Below are 19,120 nucleotides of genomic sequence, written 5' to 3'. Positions count from 1 at the left end.
GGGGCAGTCATGGCGATACCCCAGGGAAAGCCGTGCCCCGGATTGCATGCAAGCGGGAACACCAGGATGGGATCTCAGATGACCAGTTGTTTCGTAGGGCACTACCGAGTATCCGTATGTCCACGATCTTGCCGCACTTGTCACCATCATCACGAAGAACGGGGTTCACGTGCCGGATCGCGTGAAGGAAGCCGCAAAACTCACACGGTTCGCCATTACGACCAGGTATCCACATTTCCTCTCACCGGTCAAAGAGGAGGAATATCGGCGGGCGGTTGCTATTGCCGGGAGCGTTGTAGCGTGGTGCGAAAGCGAGATCGGTAACCAGGTGAACAGATAGGCACCATGATCGTCACCAGCGCTTGCTTACTCAAAACCAGATAGAATCGTTCGGTGAACCCGATACCGTTGAGGGGCTGAGATGGTGATGGCGGGTCTTCGAGAGGAAATTCCCGGTACGGCTCCGCATCGCCGTATCCTGCTGCACCTATGTGCAACAGCCCGCTCTTGAACGACATCGGGGTCATCGGCAGGATCCGGCCGCTGCGCATACCCGGGCTCTGCACGGGGTGCGGCATCTGCGTGGAGTACTGCAAGCAGTGCGCCATAGCGCTGAAGAACGGCATCTCTGTCCTTGACGAGAGCAAATGCGTCCAGTGCGGCATCTGCGTCCACTCCTGCCCCTACCACCTCCTGAAGACAGAGTACGACCACTACCAGATCACCGTCGGCGGCCGGCGGGGGCCTCCGCAGACAAAACCATGCGCCAGGGCTTGCAGGATCGTCCCTTTGCCATCGGGAAGAACAGGCCGAACGCGAACACTCGTGAAACGACCGTTTCCGCGATCAAACCGGGCTTGGGGCGGGACAGATCCTCATAACGGCCGGCACGGAGTTCATGGCCAAAAACCTCTTCTCCCGGCTGCCATGAAGGACTATCCGGCCCGGTGCGCCGCCGGGCCCTCGCTTCGAAGACCGGTGAGGGATGGCATGATAGGTGCGGAAGAGGGTTGTTTCGAAAAACGTTGCAGAGGCCCCTGAGCCGGGAAGGCGGCCCGTAATTTTTATAAAGTTAGTTTCGTTGATTTCCATAGATTTTACCAACCGAAAGGTATATGGTATCGAAAGGTGATTGTGGAATCGTTGGCGTTTTAGATGAGTTAATCTAAAATCGTTGACATCGGCGCAGGGCGGTGCTCTGCGCGGAGGTAGAAAATGACACAAAGAAGTGAACATGCGAAGAGCCTGAGGTGGGCGGCCGTTGTTGCCGCCCTCCTGTTTGTCGCCACCTGTGTGGTGCCGGTGGCGGCATTTGTAGTGCCTTATCAGAACAATGCAACTACAGTCTCTATTGCAAACCCGATACGGTTTACCTCTCAGAATGAGACTGGATACTATTTCAACCTTACAAATGTAACAGGCGGGATGAACGCGCTCCACATTACCGACAGCACCTCAAAAGCCTTCGGAGTGGTGTATAATGACACAAGTTCTTCCGGGACGTTCTACGTATCGGATACCGGCGGACGGGGCGGTCAGGATGATGTTATCATCATGGCTGCGATCAACAGCACCGATCCGACGGTCATGGGGAACTTCTCCATGAACATCAAAGCATACGGGTACAGCTGGACTCCGACGTCGAACGGAAAAGTGGTCTCGTCCACGCCTCTCAACTACCAGAACCCCTCTATCAACATAACCCTCGATAGCGATGACTTCCTGGAACAGCCTGCCGCCACGGACGTATTCCAGAAATGGAAGTTTGCACCTACTGCGGACTACCCGGTCTACAACGGCCAGAATATGGGGTCCGGCAGCGAGCTCTTCAAACTCATGCTGGTGGACACCTGGGTGGGAACGGTTAATGAAACCGTATCCAATAAATCAGGCCTGACAGACGACGGTATGACCAAGATTGTCTATACCATCAACTCGCCGTCGCCGTTTGATCCGGCTACCACCAAGGTAGCCTTCAACGCCTATGCGTACAACAACCTGACAACGCAGGGACAGGGCATCAACTGGCTGAACCGGGTGTATCCTAATGAGGGATACGACGAGGACTATCAATACAGCGGGTGGTTAGTCGGGATCCAACCGTAATTAAGGAGAATGTGCAACTGCCAGCTTCCGCAACCCAACCCATTTTTGAGTCCGAACTCCCCCTCAAATATACAGGGGGTACCAAGTTTGAGATTCCCCGCGAATTTCCTCACTTGCTCCGGGGCCCCGATGATCCTTCCCTCACGCAGAACACCGTTATAGGCCTTCGAGCGTTTCTGAAGCGCACCGGTGCTGTAGCCGAGAACCCGACATGGCCCACGGTGTCTCAGACGGGCCGCAAGGCAAGGGGGAAGGAGAGATGCTGGAACGCCGCCTGCTTGCCGTAGACCCTGGATTCCCGGAACTCATAACGTGCCATGTTCAAAGCGGTTGCATTTCACCTGAAATTCAAAACAGAATGAGTTTTATTGATGGGTATAATTATGCTCGTTATGTGTTACACATAACGGGGTGCAGATCTATCGCTTTTATTTTGAGGAGTCATTGAGATTTGGAGGATGATAATGATGCGGATTGAGCAGGCTCGTTATGTATTACCGGGAATCCAGGGTAGACACTCGTCGACCGGCAGGCATAAGATTCCCCCGGGAACCGTCTCGATACCCGGGCACGTTCCGCCCCCTTCCGGCAACGGCCGGGATGCAGGTGCGTGAGCCCGATCCTCCGGTACTGGATGTCATGGCAGTCGGGGTTCAATCTCACGGGCAACCGGCTCCGACCGGGTGATGCCGGCCTCGATTCCCCGGTGCCCGATATTTGACGCCGATCAGGGTTACCCAGCGGACCAGCCGGTGCATGCCTGCAAAGGGGGCCGGTGCAAAAGCAGCCGGGACGTTGACGGTTCCCGGAGGTGAGCGCACGATCGGGCGAACCGGTTCCTCCTGAGCGCACTACCGCTTCAGGAATTCAACTGTCTCTCCTCCCATCAGCATACAATGATCGGGGGTTTTGAAGGTAGCCGGATCGCCTTATCAGAAAGAAGTGCTATTTGTACATTCTGCTCATCAAACATCTATCATTAAGACCCGGTTCGGGCAATAAAATGTATTAGATTAACTTTTCTCGAAATAAAACGATATATATAGTTAAATATCACGATCTAAACTGCATTATAAATTCATATCTGTTAGTCAAATCGCATTAACTAAATCGTGTCGATGCCGACTGGTGATCCTATGAAACGTCTTCCTCTCTGGAAAAGAATAATGATATCGGCAATACTGCTGGTAATGGTTCTGGCGGTGCCTGCCCTGGCGGGGACCGTCATCCCTGACGACACAAGTAGCGCAAACCCTGACCTCATCACGGCTGCGAACGATGCCGGTGCAGGCACCGGCCTGTACGGCAACGATAGTTATGACCGTGATTCCGCAGGCACCTCTGATGCCGGCATCGTCAGCAACAGCGGCTCAGACGGCGAGACTCCGGCCACGGCAGGCCTCGCCGATACCCCCTGGCCGAAGTACCAGTATGATCTCCGGAATTCCGGCCAATCCCCCTATGTCGGTTCGCAGAACAACACGCCAAAGTGGTCCATCTATGGAGGGACAATTGCTTCATACTTCAGTAGTTGTCCAGCGATTGGAACAGATGGAACCCTCTACATCAGTGAAGGCAGTGGTGCTCTTCTAGCGATAAACCCAGATGGAACTCTAAAATACCGAGTTAAAAAGAAGACTAACAACTGGAATATTCTTGGGCCCATATCAATAGGATCTGACGGAACTCTCTACGCTGGATGTTGTAATAAATATGTCTATGCAGTGCATCCGTCAAATGGGACCATAAAGTGGAAATCGCTCACTGGAGCAAAGTTGTATGGTGGCGTGGCAATCGGTGCCGATGGAACCATCTACGTTGCATCTGATGCCCTCTACGCTTTCAATCATCTGGACGGATCCCTGAAATGGAACAGCACTACAATAGGAAATGAGCAATCGTCGAGTACCCCGGCGATCGGATCGGACGGAACCATCTATATCGGAAGTCAAATCACCAGCACACTTCATGCATACAATCCGGATGGCACCCTGAAGTGGAGCAACACCACAGGGGCAGTCGGGGGTTCACCCGCGATAGGCCCCGACGGCATCATCTACGTCGGAAGTGCAGACGGCAATCTCTACGCGTGGAACCCGGACGGAACCCTGAAATGGACCTACGCTACGGGATGGACCACCACCGCACCGCCTGCGGTTGCTGCGGATGGAACCGTCTATATCAGCTTCTGGACCACAACTGACGGGGCTCTCTATGCAGTAAAGCCAGATGGAACCCTGAAGTGGACGTATGCTACGGGACATGGCATATCATCGGCACCGGTGATAGGCGCCGACGGAACGATCTATGCTGGCGGCTACGCTTGGAATCCGGACGGAACCCTGAAATGGAAATTGGTGGGCATATCTCCGTGCATACCTGCAATAGGTCAAGACGGGACCATGTACTTCGGGGCTTCGAACAAATATCTATATGCCCTCCCGGGCGTCGTAACCTTCACCGCCGATCAGACCGCGGGCCCTGCCCCCCTCGCCGTCCGGTTCACCGGGACCTCGGACCTGAACGTAATGTCCTGGCACTGGGACTTCGGTGACGGCGCCACCTCGGACGAGCAGAACCCCACGCACACCTACACTGCCGGCGGGGTCTACTCCGTCAACCTGACCATCGCCTACGGCAACGGCACCAACACCATCGTCAAGACCGATTACATCAGCGCGTACTCTCCCCCGGCCACCGGGTTCACGGCAGATCCCACCTCCGGAAACAGCCCGCTCTCGGTCACGTTCACGGACCGGTCCACCGGGGCACCCACCGCGTGGCTCTGGGAGTTCGGCGACGGCACCACCTCCACCGAGCAGAACCCGACCCACACCTACACCGCGGCCGGGACCGACACAACAACCTACACGGTCAACCTGACCGCAACAAACTCCGCCGGCAGCAACACCACCAGCAGGACGGATTTCATTACGCTGTACTCCAACCCGCCGATCGTATCGTTCACCGCCACCCCACGGGTCAGCACGACGGTGCCCCTCACCGTCCAGTTCCGCGACGCCTCGGCGCACTCGCCGACCGCGTGGTTCTGGGAATTCGGGGACGGCACCAACTCGACCGAGCAGAACCCGACCCACACCTACGCCACAGCCGGCACCTACACGGTCAACCTGACCGCAACCAACATCTTCGGTACGGGTACTGCCTCAGAACCCGGATTCATTGCAATCATCCCCCCTGGCCCCCTGCCCAGCCACAACTGCATCAATCTCTACGTCGCCAACGACGCAGGGGTGAAATACGATGAACCAAACGGCGTCCGGGCAGAAGGGGTCTACCGGTACGTCCCCAACACGTATTACTTCGCTTCGTCGGGCGGGCTGAACGCCCTATCTATATCAGATGGCACAAATCCGGTTATCACCAACACACGAAACCAGTCGGGGACCTTCTATGCCGTCCATGCCGGCGGACAGTCCACCATGCCGGACGGGATCCTGATGCTTGCCGTCAACGGGACGATTCCCGACGACTTTAGCGTCCACATCAAATCAAGCGGATACAACTGGACGCCGCCCGGTCCCGACACGAAGAACTACGGCCTGCCGGCCGAGCACAATTACGTAGACGGCGCCGTAGACGAGACCTTCACGAAAGACGACTTCATCTATGGCCCCCAGATCTGGAAACCCTGCAGTGCGGCGAATTACCCCCTCCATCACGGCCAGAACATGAGCGATACCGAGAACGCGTTCCGGATCATGTTCATCGACCTGAATGCCGGGGCAACCAAGAGTCTTCCGGACGGCCAGATCAAGATCGAGTACCAGTTCAATAACCTGACGACCTTTGCCGCATTCGACGTCTATGCATGGTACCTGGCCAGCAACCACGGGACCGGCATCATCATGACAAATAATGTCGGCGAAAGCAGTTATATGGTCACCGGGATCCCCGATACCCCGGCCGCGAACTTCACGTTGAGTACCGACTCATCGGATATTTCGTCCCCGGTCAGGTTCAACGACACCTCGGAGAATATTCCCCAGTCATGGTGCTGGGAGTTTGGAGACGGCGCCACCTCAACCGAGCAGGATCCCATCCATACCTACACAACGCCGGGTACGTACACCGTGAACCTTACAGTAACAAACACAAAAGGCACCGACACGATGGTGAAAACCGATTGCGTCACCAAGGTCGCTGCTCCGGTCCCGGTGGCGGATTTCGCCGCAAATGTTGTTCCCTTAGTCGGATCCCCGATTCAGGTCCTGTTTTCCGATCGGTCAACCGGGATCATCTCTTCATGGCTCTGGGACTTTGGAGACGGTACCACCTCGACCGATCCCAACCCGGGCCACTGGTATTATACACCCGGCACCTACGCGGTGAACCTTACGGCCACAAACAGCGGCGGCAGTACCAGTTGTGTAAAAAACATCACCGTGAGCCCGGCAGAAACTGCATTCAGCAAGGAGTGGATGTTTGAGTCCGGTACAGAGGAAGGATTCACCGGAGTCGACACCTGGGGTAGTAACGGGATCAACGTCTCCGTCTCCTCGACCGCCCACGATGGAGCATATGCCCTCCAGTGTCACGTCAACCGTGGTACCGGGTATGCCAGAGCACCCCTGGAGAACGTGCCCGACGCGAGTATCTACCGGGTTGACTACTGGATCCAATCTTCACGCAACGGGTATGGCAGCAGCAATACAGGGATCAGCATCGTAGACGCGGACGGGGCACTGATCGCCAAGATCGGCGGCGGGGACACCACCTTCACCGATACGGACCTTAACGAAATCTGTGACCGGCCCGCCAATGTCTGGGTGCGGCACGTCATAGGGTGGGAGAAGGACACCGGCGTGATCGACCACATGGTGTACGACGCGAACGGTATACTCCTGGGGTCCCGGCAGATCACCCGCGCCGCATCGATAGGGAAGGTACCTGCCGAGATCCAGTGCCACGTCCATAGTATTTACCACCATACAATTCAATACGACAGCATCACGCTCAGTTGCGGTTCCGTCGCGGACTTCACCGCAAACGTCACCTCCGGCGACGCACCGCTCGCGGTGCAGTTCACCGACACCTCGACCAACTCCCCGACCTCCTGGGCCTGGGACTTCGAGAACGACGGCATCGTCGACAGCACCGAACAGAGCCCGTCGTTCACCTACACCGCCGCCGGCACCTACACCGTGAACCTCACGGTCACGAACGCCGAAAGCAGCAATACGAAAGTGAAGGTAGACTACATCACGGTCACCAGCGGCGGCTCGGGCGGCGATGCACCAGCCGCGAACTTCACCGCGACGCCGATCTCGGGCGACGCACCGCTCGCCGTGCAGTTCAACGACACTTCCAGCAGCAGCCCGACCTCCTGGCTCTGGGAGTTCGGCGACGGCGTCAACTCCACGGAGCAGAACCCCGCGCACACGTATGCAGACGCCGGGAGTTACACCGTCAATCTCACGGCAACGAACGGTGACGGGAGCAACACTCTCTCGAGGACCGGGTACATCACGGTCGACGGAGGCAGTTACAGCGGGGTGCTCCCCGGGTACACCAGCATCTACGTCAGGCCCGTGAACCACGACGGCATCCGGTGGGACTATACCGGGAACAGCACGTATTATATCAACCAGAACGGCGGCGGCCTGAACGCGGTCCATATCTCCACCGACCCGACCGTCAACGCCGGCCAGGTCACGGTCTCCCCGGACCAGAACGGGACGTTCTACGTGACGGACACCGGGGGGCGGGGCTACCAGGACGAAGTAGTCCTCCTGCTTGCCGTCAACGGGACGATACCCGATGACTTCTCGGTCCGGATCAAGACCAGCGGCTACACCTGGACCCCCAACGTCACCAGCAACACGGCTCCGCCGACCGGCGCGTACACCTACCAGCCGACCGCGCTGGACGAGACCTTCACGAAGGACGACTTCACCTACGGTCCCCAGGACTGGAAACCCTCGGGTTCCGACGTATGGTACCCGATCTTCTACGGGCAGGATCCGAACGACTCCGTGAACCGGTTCCAGCTCGCCTTCATCGATACCCGCGCGGGCCTCCTCGGAAACAAACACGCGGATTACGCGAGCCTCACGGATAAGGGGGCTGTGAAGGTCGAATACCAGTTCACCAATCTCTCCGGGCATGCGGCGTTCAGCCTGTATGCCTGGAACAACGGCACGAGCCAGGGGCAGGGTATGGGATGGACCAACCGGCTCTCCGGCGACGGGAGCAGCGGATACACCGTGATCCCGCCGTCGGGAGCAACTGTGCCGGTCGCCGCCTTCAACGGCACGCCGACCGCCGGCACCGCCCCGCTCATGGTGCAGTTCACCGACCTCTCGACCGGCTCCCCGAACGCGTGGCTCTGGGACTTCGGCGACGGTAAGACCTCCACCGAGCGGAACCCGGCCCACAACTACACGACCGTCGGCACCTACACCGTGAACCTGACGGTCACGAACGCCGCCGGGAGCAACAGTCTGGTGAAGACGGACTCCGTCACCGTAACCGGGCCTGCACAACCCGACCTGACGGTCTCGACCCTCACCCCGAACAACGGTGAGGTCTTCTCCAACTCGGACAACACCTACACCGCGAAGATCACGAACATCGGGACCGGCGACGCCGGCGCCTTCGCCGTCGGATTCAACGTCAGCGGGGTCACCGGCACGGTCGCCGTCGCCGGCCTCGCCGCCGGCGCGAACACCACCGTCACCTGGACCGACGAGACCGTGCGGACCGCCGGTGAGAACGTGACGGTCACGGCGACCGCCGACCCTGAGAACACCATCGCCGAGGCCGACGAAGAGAACAACCGTAAAACCCTTGATAAAACGGTCGTCAACAACGGCTATCGCGGCAAGCGCTGGACCGCTGGCGAGGACATCATGACCGTGAAGACCTACGACGTCCGCGGCGATCTCGCCTACTCGAGCGGCACCAGCACCTACCTCTCCGCCGGCACCGGCTGGACCAACGACACCGTCACCTGGACCTCCGGCGACCTCATGATCCCGGCGAACGCCACCATCACCGCCGCCCGGCTCTACGTTCCCTACACTGAGGACAAGGGACCGGTCTTCCCGGCAAACGTCTCCTTGACCCTCAACGGGGTAGCCGTTGAGGGAACGGCACACCACACCGACGAGAAGATGTGGGGCACCTCGTATCCCTGCGGCATGACCGTCTACGACGTCACCGATGTCTTCAGCACCGACGGCAACACCGCCGTCCTCGCGAACGCCTTCCCCGGCGGCGGGAACGTCTCGGTCCGCGGGATGCTGCTTGCGGTCGTCTATGACGACGGCGTCACCGCTCCCCACACCATCGTCATGAACGAGGGCTTCGACCTCCTCTACGGCGGCGCAAGCCAGGGCACCACTCCCGAACAGGCGACGGCCTACGCCCCCTTCGCCGCCGTCGAGAGCGGCGCCACAGGTGCCCGGCTCATCACCGTCGCCCCCGGCGCCGGGCCGACCGAAGGCGACCTCCTCTTCAACGGCGAGACGTTCCAGAACGCCTGGAACTACACCGGCGCGAGCCAGATCGGCGTCGACGAGCGGAACGTGACGGCGCTCCTCGCCGGCGAGAACCTGGCCGCCTTCCAGAGCAGCGCCGACTACATGGAGGCCGCCGCGGCCTTCCTGGTCGTCGAATACCCCCTCCCGACCGGGAGCATCGCGGTCACCTCGACCCCCGCCGGCGCCGCGGTCTGGCTTGACGGCGAAGACACCGGCCTCGCCACCGACTGCACACTTCCGAACGTCCCGGCCGGCGACCACGTCGTCACCCTGAAACTTGACGGCTACGCCGACGCCTCCGCGCCGGTCACCGTCCTGAGCGGCGAGACGGCAACCGTCGCTCTCACCCTGACCACCCTGACCGGGAGCCTCACGGTCACCTCGACGCCCACGGACGCCGCGATCCTCATCGACGGCGCCGAGACCGGTGAAGTGACCGATGCCACCCTCGACGGGATCGCGGTCGGCACCCACACCGTCACCCTCAGGAAAGACGGCTACGTCGACGCGTCCGCTGAGGTTACAATCGAGTACAACGCGACCGCGACCCTTCACCTCGACCTCGCCCGCGCCGCAGGCAGCATCGCCGTCACGTCGGCGCCCGATGGGGGGGCGATCTTCCTTGACGGCACGGATACCGGCAGGACGACGAACGCGACCCTGGAGGACGTCCCGGCCGGCGACCACACCGTCACCGTGAAGAAGCCCGGCTACGCCGACGCTTCGAAGACCGTCACGGTCGCCGATAACGAGACCGCCACGGTCTCGTTCGCCCTGACCGTCCCGGCCGGGAGCATCGCCGTCACCTCGGCGCCCGACGGCGCCCGGATCTTCCTTGACGATCTGGAGACCGGCGAAGTCACGAACGCTACACTGACCGGCATCCCGGCCGGCGCCCACACTGTCCGGGTGGAACTCGACGGCTACCAGGAGGCGGAAGCGACCGTGACCGTCGCGGCGGGCGGGACCGCATCCTGCCACCTCAACCTTGAGAAGATCATGGTGGCACCGGTCGCCGACTTCAGTGCCGACGTGACCTCGGGTACAGCGCCGCTCACCGTTGCTTTCTCCGACACCTCCACCGGAGATCCGACCTCCTGGGCCTGGGACTTCGATAACGACGGGGCCATTGACAGCACCGAACAGAACCCCGAGCATACCTACGCCGCGGCCGGGACCTATGCGGTCAGCCTGACCGTAACGAACGCGGCGGGTAGCAACACCACCACAAAGGCCGATTATATTACGGTGAGCAATCCGTATCCCCAGCCGCTCCCGGCAGGCCAGAGTCTCAATCTCTATGTCGCAAATGACGAAGGCGTCAAGTACAATGTTGAAAACGGTGTAACTGATTCTAATAAGGGATACAGTCCGTATGTCTTCATAAACAACACCTACCACTTCCTCTATAACGGGCAGGGCGGAGGGACCAATGCACTGCACGTCTCAAACGATCCCTCCGTCATACGTGGGCAGGTCACGCAGACGACCAACCAGTCCGGCGAATTCTGGCTCACGTTCACCGGCGGCCAGCCCAACCTGCACGATGCGGTGCTGCTGCTCGCCGTCAACGGGACCATCCCCGATGACTTTTCCGTCCGGATCCGGTCGAGCGGCTACGACTTTGAACCCCCGATCCCCGGTGTCGGCAATAACAACACGATCGGGACGCCCACGTACGTGGACGGAGCGATAAACCAGACCTTCATGAGAGAGGACTTCATCTACGGCCCCCAGATCTGGAGACCCCACCGCGTCAGCGACTATCCGATCTTCGTGGGCCAGGACATGAGCGATACGGAAAACACGTTTGAACTGATGTTCATCGATCTCAGGTTAGGTTGTACCCAGACAAAATCGGACGGCTACGTCAGGGTCGAGTACGACTTCAACAACCTGACCACCTTCGCCGTATTCAACGCATACGGCTGGTACAGTGCCTCGAACCACGGGACCGGACTGATCATGACAACGTCCGGCACTGAGTACCAGGTCGCCAGGCCGGTAGCGCCGGTCGCAAACTTCACGGCGGCCCCCACCTCTGGCAACGCTCCCCTGAACGTCACCTTCACCGATCTCTCGACCAACTCCCCGACTTCCTGGGCCTGGGACTTTGATAACGACGGAATCGTCGACTCGACCGAACAGAGCCCGACCCACATCTACACCACAGCCGGCACCTACACCGTCAACCTGACGGTTGGAAACACTGCCGGCAGCGATACCGAGGTGAAGATCGATTACGTCACGACCGACAGCAGCACTCCGGTCGCAAACTTCACAGCGACGCCGCTGTCGGGAGAAGTGCCGCTCACCGTTCAGTTCACCGACACCTCGACGAACGTGCCGACCTCCTGGGCCTGGGACTTCGAGAACGATGGCATCGTCGACAGCACCGAACAGAACCCGTCGCACACCTACTCCGGCATCGGGCGGTTCAACGTGACGCTCACCGTCGGCAACGCCTTTGGAACCGATACCCTGACACGGGTCCGTTACATCACCGCCAGGGACGTCCCGCCGGGGCAGCCGGAGCGGGAGGAGAACTTCACCTTCCGTGACAACGGGACGAACGTCACCGACGTCGGCGGCAGGCAGCAGGTCAGTTTCAACAATGCGACCGGAAACGGAACGACCGGCGATTACGACATCATCCTGACGGGCGGGAACATGAACGTCACCATCCGGACCGACGGTCTCACCACGACCGGGAACGTCTCGACCGGGAACGTCACCGGCGTCCAACTCGAAAGCAGTCCGATACGTGCCGACCTCGGCGGCGATGTCGGCAACGTCTCGGTCGGGTTCAACGCCTCGATGAACAGTTACAACCCGGACCTCGGGATCACGACCGCGATCTACGACCAACCGAGCGGCAAGGCGGCGACGGCGTTCACGCTCGCTGCTACGGATAAAGGGCTTGCGATCACCTCGACGGCCTACGCGGTCTACTTCACCAAGACTAACCCGGCGGAGAATATCAGCAACGCGGTCCTGCGAATGACCGTCTCGCCCGCGTGGGTGAACGCGAGCGGCGGCCCGGCTGCGATCCGGGTCTTCCGACAGGACGATGACGGCAACGTCGAAATGCTCGCGACGACCTATCTCGGGCCAGACGCCGACGGCATGATGGTCTTTGAGGCGATCTCGCCCGGAGGCTTCTCCGCATTTGCAGTCGCCGCGACCCAGGTCGTCGACGCGTCCACGTCCGTTCCGGAAACGTCTTCCTCCTCAGGGGGAGGGGGAAGGTCGGCAATCGGAGTAGGTGCGGCTGAAAACATCAGGGCAGGAGAGACGGCCACGCTCACGTTCGGCGAAACACCGGTCACGGAAATCGAGGTTCATGCACGGGACGGCATTCCGCATATCCTCATAACGACAAAGGCCGGGACAAAACCCGACGGCGCTGACGATCCCGACGGTGATGTCTACGAATATGTCTCGATCGCATGTTACAGGGCGCCGGAAGACAGCCTGCAGCGGGCGACGATCCGGTTTACCGTCCCGACGAACTGGGTCGACGAGAGGCTTTCATCGCCGGACACGCTCTCCCTGTACCATTACAATGAGGAGACAGGAGAATGGACCCTGCTCTCGACGGTATTTGCGGGCGAAGAGAACGGCGGATATGCCTATTACGCAGATTCTGCTTCCTTCGGTTACTTTGCAGTCGTTGTAAAACCCGACGTGAAGGAGGTTACTGCGTCCCCCGAAGAAACGCCGGTACCCCGGGACACGGAACAGAGGGTTGCAAGCGCCGATCCGGCGACCACCCCGAGAGCCACCCCTCTCTTCAGCGGAGGCATGATCGTATGTGTCGCAGTTGCACTCTTCTGCGTTCTTGTGCTGCTGAAGAGAAGGCTGCGATAACGTGATGAGGCACCGGGCCTCAGAGTGAACAGGAGGAAGGAATTTGAAAAACATCTCTTTTCTTGATGAAGATTACGCGGGAGGAAACCCCGGGGCCCTGGTTGCACCTGAAGACACCAATCTGGAGAACGACGGATCTCAAGAAGAATTATTCTCTAAGATTCGCGATCACTTCGAAGGAGATGTCATTCCCTTTTACGCCCCCGACAGAACTACCGCACTTGCACTGGCTCTTGCCGCAGCAGCCGGGAAAAATTCTCTGTACCTCTGCTCAAAAACCTCCTATGCAGCCAGCAGAGCATCTGCCTCGATCACCGGGATTGCAGGCATGAAACCCCTGGAAATACCCTCCGAATTCGGCAAACTACATCCGGAGACGATCTTGAAATGTCTTGGAACGCTCCCGAAACATCAATACGACAGGTGCAACATCGTCGTGCTGTCGCAGCCAACCGAATACGGCCTGGTGTATACTCCCGAAGAGATCGAGGAGATCTGCCTCTGTGCGCATGAAAACAATACGCTCGTCCTGGTTGATGGTTCGAGACTGTTTTTTGCCGCTGCTAACCTTCTCAGGCCGTTCCGCGAGCAGACACTGTTTGCGGGGGTCGACGTTGCCACCTTCGGAGCGGCAAAGAACGGCGTGGCGGGAGGGGAGGCGGTCCTGATCTCTAAACGCGGGATCGCGGAGAGGTTCCGGAAACTGCAAAAGGCGATGCATATCGATCTATCGGGGGCGGGCTCTTTCTCTTCCGGGTTCGACTGCCTGCTCACCTACCGCCTGTGGCGGAAACGGGCCCTGCATGCCAATAAGATGGCCGCCGCGCTGGGCAACGAGTTATCGGGCATCCCCGGGATCAGGCTGATCTGCAGCGTGGAGACGAATAAAGTGATTGCAGAGGTGCCTCCCGGGGTTCTTCAGCGGCTGAGCGAGGAGTACAGCCTCAGGACGTTCCAGTGCCCCGGTGATGTGGTCCGGTTTGTAACGAATTACACGACGTCCGGCGAAGATATAAGCCGGTTGATCGACGTCCTCAGATAAGGAAGTGCACCCCGGCGGACGGTAACCGATACTCCGACATCCGCTCCCGGGGCGCCGTCATCCCCACGTTCCCAGAAGCCGGACTATGAGAAAGGCCCGGGGGGATGGGACGGTTGAGGGGGCGGGATTGCCACCCAGGAGGGCAAATCCTGTCGCTCGCCTGCATCGCTCTCCGGAGCAGAGAGTCCGGCCCCAAATTTCTGCCAGGAGATGCGAACATACTGCAGTCAATCAGCGCCCTGCCCCGGCGTGCGGTCCTCGTCGAGGATGGACCGTATCTGCCGGTAGTGCTCGGCAAACAACTCAGGATCCGGTTCGCTGCACCCGTACACGACGGCATCGCAGGCGGACAGGATACCCGCACAGGTACTGTATCCCGGATCCCTCCCGGCTTTCAGCAGCAGTAATACCTGCAGGTTCGTACTGTTTTCCCCGCCGTTGTACCGAAGGGCTATGTGCAGTCGCAACGCGCGCCCTGCCGTACTGAACGCTTCTTTCAACTCCCCGTTTACATAATTGCCATAACTTTCTTCGAGCAGCGCCAGGGGAGAAACAGAGATGCTCATCTCCGCTCCTTCGCTCTGCCCGGTTCTGCAGCAGTATTTCAGGTAGCATCGATACAGCAGGAACGCGGAGAGTGCCGTTACCACAAGGACCACGAAAGGAAGGATGAAATGAAATCCGGCGTCCGGGTCTTCCAGGACCACGTCGACCGGTTCTCCATTCCGGACGGTTACGTTCATGACTCTCGTCGTGCCCCCCTTTTCATAATCGATAATTATTGCAGCCCCTTCCGGTGTGACGTTCATGAGGGATTTCGAGACCGTATAACCCTCATTCCGGAGCTCCGAATCCAGCGACAGATACGTTCCGTTCCTTTCGAGGCCGTAAACCGGGGGAAGCCTGCCGGGAGCTTCGGCGGTGATAAAGAGGATCGTATCTCCCGCTATCTCACCCAGGACCCGGATCTCCGTACCACTCTCATTGATGAAGTTCATCCCGAACTCGTCATGGTAGACCCCCTGGCCGAGCGTTACACCAAGATCGTGTGGGGTGAATCCGGCATTTTCAAGGACTTCATCAACCGATCCGTACATCGCCGACTGCAGCACACGGTCCTTCAGGAGTTCTCTCCTCTCCGAAAGTTCGAGAGTTTCCTTCTCTAAGAGTTGCGAGAGCGATTCGATGTTGTCCGGACCGCTCCGGACCTGAGGTACCCGGCCGCTCCCGCCGCTCTGCAGCGCACCGGCCTGCCCCTGACTCAAACCCTTCGTAATCTTTATCTGGGCGCTCTCGAGGATCTCACCGGATGGATCGCCGCCAACAGCGTCATCCCCGAAGCGGAGATGTATCCTCTCAAGCGCCACGTGATAGACTGCATCGGGGTCATCGCCGTCGACATAGTCGAACGTCACGTCCACCAGGTAGTCGTGCCCCCCACCGGGATGTATCCCGAACTCCGTGTACTCCTGGTCGCTGAACAGCACGCGTCGGTCGGTAAAACTTTGCGTGTTCCCCGGATCGCTCTGATCGCGCACAGTCCAGGTAAAAGACCCGAAAATGTCTTCGCCGAGGGTATTTTTCACATCTACCCGGATAATAACTTCTTCGTCCTGTGGACCGTAGGAGAGAGGGCTCCCGGCCGAGAAGAGAATCTCGCCTGCAAAAGCGGGCTGCACAACGGCCCAGATAACTACTGCCAGGACTATGAACCGGGTTTTCCTCATGGGAGGAACCGCCACCTGCCATACCGGATACCGTACTCCGCCGTCAGAAGACCTGCCGATACCAGGAAGAATATCCACCCGACCGGCGTCTTTTCCTTCTCGCGAACGATCGCGTCGTCGAGTTTCGCATAGACCTCTTGGAGCGTTCCCTCGTCCACCGACCTGAAACACGCGCCGCCGGTATTTCGGGCGATCTCCTGCAGGGCCTCCTCGTTCACGGTTGCGTATTCGGGGTTGTTTGCCCAGTCGTAGCCGACGAGCACGAGCTCGTCGGAACCCATTGCCACGGTAAATACCCGAACGCCCCGTTCTTTTGCGAATTCTGATGCCGCAGCCACAGAGACGTACCCGGAATTCGAATCCCCGTCGGAGAGGAGGATAACGACGCACTTTCTATTGGGTATGGACTGCGCCATATCGACGGCAAGGGCAAGCCCGTCTCCGATTGCGGTTGAACCGTCTTTTGCGTTGATATACTGCAGTTTTTCAATAACTCTCTGCCTGTCGGGGGTGAGATAGGCGGCGGTCGTCGCACCGGAATCGAAGATAACAATGCCGACGTAGTCCTTCGGGTCGAGCTGGCGTACCAGATTTTCAGATGCAGTCTTTGCAGCGGTTATCCTGTCGGGCCGATAGTCCGTTGCCTGCATACTCCCGGAGACATCCAGTGCAAGAACAACGTTTACCCCGTCCCGGGTCTGTTCGAGGGGAATCTGGGGATTCGCAAGACCTGCAAAGATCAGGGCGATTGCAAGAAGCCCGAGCGTGAATGCGATACGATGAATCCTCCCGGCCTTTGTACCCTTCACGGCGGCTTTTGCCGCCGATAGTTTTGAGAACTCAAGAACCTGAAGGTATTTTCTCCTTGAATAACGGCGGTTGTAGACGATGATCACGGGGATGATGCAGAGACCCGCCAGCCACGCGGGGTCCTCAAACGACAGAAACATTATTCCGCCACTCTCCCGCCGAGCCTGAAGTAAGTCTTCAGCGATGCCCCGTAGTCCTCATCCGTGAAGACCTCGAGAGGCCGTATCCCCGCACCGGTAAACATTCCGGCCACCGCAGCGTCTTGTGCGGCGGCTACCTCCCGAAAATCCCTCCGAAACGCCGGATCCGAGGCGTTGACCATGAGTTCCTCTCCGGTCTCCGGGTCACAGACGAGCAGGTATCCTGCATCGGGGATCTCACATTCAGATCGGTCTTTTACCCGTATCGCCCTCACCTCGTGCCTGCGGCTCAGGAGCAGTATCTCATCTCCGAAATCCCCGGAATCGAAATCCGATAAGAGCACGATCAGGGCTCTCTTCGGCACCTTCGAGAATAACCGGAAGATCGTCTTCCCGATATCGGTTTTGTTGGACTTCGGCCTGTGGGTCATCAGCGTGTTCAGCAAAAGAGCGGTATGCCGCCTCCCTTTCCCCGGCGGAATAAACTGCTCGATATCATCCGTGAACAGGCAGATCCCCGTGGAGTCCCCCATGGCCTGCGCCGAAAACACGAGGGAGACTGCAATCTCAAAGATCACTTCGTCTTTAGACTTCTCCCTTCCGAACGTCCCGGATGCGGACCTGTCGACGACAAGGTAGAGTGCAGTATCATGCTCTTCGGTGAACACCCGGAGATACGTCTCGCAGAACCGTGCAGTACAGTTCCAGTCGATCGCCCTGACGTCATCCCCGAAATGGTACTCCCGTATCTCCTGAAACTCGGATCCCGTCCCTGAAAATAAGGAGCGATGACGGCCGGTTCCGGTCTCTTCGGAGAGTTTTTTTATCCGTATTTCAATCTCTGTGATCCTCTGCAGGGCCTCGCGTATGGTGAGCGGGCATACCGCGGATGGGGCAGAATCGAGGTTCATGGGACTTCTACCGAATCGATGAGCCGTGATACCAGTTCATCCGGTGTGATTCCGGCAGCCTCCGCCTGGTACGATAGAAGAATCCTGTGCCTGAGCACCGGCAGTGCGACGGACCTGACATCATCGGGAGTTATGTATTCCCTCGCGCCGACGAGTGCCGCTGCTTTTGCGCACAGGATCAGTGCCAGCGATGCCCTCGGTGACGCCCCCCCGCGAATGTAGCAGGCGATGTCGGGCACGTACTCGCCCGGATTTCGTGTAGAGTCGGTGATTCCCGATACGTAGTCCATCACCGTCTCGTCTGCGTAGACATGGTGCAGGCACGCGTGGATCTCACCGATCCTCTCCCGGGTAACGACCTTCGATGCTTCGGGCAGTTTCTCCGCGGTGAACCTCACCATGATCTCCTTTTCATCGCTTTTCGAGGGGTAATCCATCAGGATTTTCTGCATGAACCGATCGGTCTGGGCGTTCGGCAACGGATACGTGCCCTCCGACTCGATCGGGTTCTGCGTTGCAAGGACAAAAAACGGCCTGCTGATCGGCCAGGTCTCACCGTGAATCGTCACCTGGTACTCCTGCATCGCTTCGAGAAGTGCCGACTGCACCCTGGGAGGGGCACGATTTATCTCATCCGCAAGAACAATGTTATGGAAGACCGGACCCTTTAGCGTCTCAAACGATCCTTTTTGCATATTGTAGATTTTGGTCCCCGTAATGTCGGCAGGCAGAAGATCGGGCGTAAACTGTATTCTTGCAAAAGAGCAGTCCATGCACCGGGCAACCGTAGTGACGAGAAGCGTTTTGGCAATTCCGGGTACCCCTTCCAGGAGGACGTGCCCTCCGGCTATCATGGTTATGAGTATCGAATCTATCGCCGCTTCCTGCCCGACGATACACTTCATTATCTCTGTTCGAATCTCCGATACAGTTCCTGCACAGTCGTATATGATATCAGCCCGATCCGCTTTCACGTAGAGTACCCGCCCGTCATGTTAACTAATGTTAG

10 protein-coding genes are annotated in these 19,120 nt (G+C 58.8%); 5 read left to right on the top strand and 5 right to left on the bottom strand.

Features of this window, described 5'->3' with window-relative positions; all coding sequences use genetic code 11:
- Window positions 1–145 precede the first annotated feature (145 nt).
- On the top strand, window positions 146–340 hold the full coding sequence (locus tag BP846_RS06530; protein ID WP_349680761.1) for a HEPN domain-containing protein: 195 nt from the start codon (window positions 146–148) through the stop codon (window positions 338–340).
- Here the strand turns inward: BP846_RS06530 and BP846_RS06525 are convergent.
- Complete coding sequence (locus BP846_RS06525; RefSeq protein ID WP_292393622.1) at window positions 279–665, bottom strand: hypothetical protein; 387 nt, start codon at window positions 663–665, stop codon at window positions 279–281. The genes BP846_RS06530 and BP846_RS06525 overlap by 62 nt on opposite strands.
- Here BP846_RS06525 and BP846_RS06520 point away from each other — a divergent pair.
- From BP846_RS06520 to BP846_RS06505, 4 genes are all read left to right on the top strand, one after another.
- Window positions 583–1,041 (top strand): 4Fe-4S binding protein, encoded by a 459-nt coding sequence (locus BP846_RS06520; protein WP_292393620.1) that lies wholly within the window; start codon window positions 583–585, stop codon window positions 1,039–1,041. The genes BP846_RS06525 and BP846_RS06520 overlap by 83 nt on opposite strands.
- 174 nt (window positions 1,042–1,215) lie before the next feature.
- Window positions 1,216–2,106, top strand: a complete 891-nt coding sequence (locus tag BP846_RS06515) for a hypothetical protein (protein WP_292393611.1) — start codon at window positions 1,216–1,218, stop codon at window positions 2,104–2,106.
- Between the two features lie 1,136 nt (window positions 2,107–3,242).
- A complete protein-coding gene (locus tag BP846_RS06510) occupies window positions 3,243–13,481 on the top strand; it encodes a PKD domain-containing protein (RefSeq protein ID WP_292393609.1) in 10,239 nt (3,412 codons plus the stop codon).
- A 43-nt stretch (window positions 13,482–13,524) separates the two neighbouring features.
- Window positions 13,525–14,523, top strand: a complete 999-nt coding sequence (locus tag BP846_RS06505; protein ID WP_292393607.1) for a threonine aldolase family protein — start codon at window positions 13,525–13,527, stop codon at window positions 14,521–14,523.
- A 227-nt stretch (window positions 14,524–14,750) separates the two neighbouring features.
- Here BP846_RS06505 and BP846_RS06500 read toward each other — a convergent pair whose 3' ends face one another.
- The 4 genes from BP846_RS06500 to BP846_RS06485 are packed head-to-tail and all read right to left on the bottom strand — an operon-like array spanning window position 14,751 to window position 19,085.
- Window positions 14,751–16,250 (bottom strand): hypothetical protein, encoded by a 1,500-nt coding sequence (locus tag BP846_RS06500; protein ID WP_292393605.1) that lies wholly within the window; start codon window positions 16,248–16,250, stop codon window positions 14,751–14,753.
- Window positions 16,247–17,200, bottom strand: a complete 954-nt coding sequence (locus tag BP846_RS06495; RefSeq protein WP_292393603.1) for a vWA domain-containing protein — start codon at window positions 17,198–17,200, stop codon at window positions 16,247–16,249. The genes BP846_RS06500 and BP846_RS06495 overlap by 4 nt, the downstream gene beginning before the upstream one ends.
- On the bottom strand, window positions 17,200–18,111 hold the full coding sequence (locus BP846_RS06490; protein ID WP_292393601.1) for a DUF58 domain-containing protein: 912 nt from the start codon (window positions 18,109–18,111) through the stop codon (window positions 17,200–17,202). The genes BP846_RS06495 and BP846_RS06490 overlap by 1 nt, the downstream gene beginning before the upstream one ends.
- The gene (locus BP846_RS06485) at window positions 18,108–19,085 is read right to left on the bottom strand and encodes a MoxR family ATPase (RefSeq protein ID WP_349680760.1); all 978 of its coding nucleotides are present in this window, start codon (window positions 19,083–19,085) and stop codon (window positions 18,108–18,110) included. The genes BP846_RS06490 and BP846_RS06485 overlap by 4 nt, the downstream gene beginning before the upstream one ends.
- Window positions 19,086–19,120: the final 35 nt, after the last annotated feature.

Source organism: Methanoculleus sp. UBA303, assembly GCA_002501655.1.
In the GTDB taxonomy this organism is placed as follows: Archaea; Halobacteriota; Methanomicrobia; order Methanomicrobiales; family Methanoculleaceae; genus Methanoculleus.
The sequence above is the reverse complement of the archived record's forward strand: the minus strand, read 5'-3'. Positions and strand labels throughout refer to the sequence as shown.

Coding starts and splice junctions, on each gene's coding strand:
- BP846_RS06495 (WP_292393603.1), bottom strand. CDS start 17,200: ATGTTTCTGTCGTTTGAGGACCCCGCGTGGCTGGCGGGTCTCTGCATC.
- BP846_RS06525 (WP_292393622.1), bottom strand. CDS start 665: ATGCCGCACTGGACGCATTTGCTCTCGTCAAGGACAGAGATGCCGTTC.
- BP846_RS06515 (WP_292393611.1), top strand. CDS start 1,216: ATGACACAAAGAAGTGAACATGCGAAGAGCCTGAGGTGGGCGGCCGTT.
- BP846_RS06510 (WP_292393609.1), top strand. CDS start 3,243: ATGAAACGTCTTCCTCTCTGGAAAAGAATAATGATATCGGCAATACTG.
- BP846_RS06490 (WP_292393601.1), bottom strand. CDS start 18,111: ATGAACCTCGATTCTGCCCCATCCGCGGTATGCCCGCTCACCATACGC.
- BP846_RS06500 (WP_292393605.1), bottom strand. CDS start 16,250: ATGAGGAAAACCCGGTTCATAGTCCTGGCAGTAGTTATCTGGGCCGTT.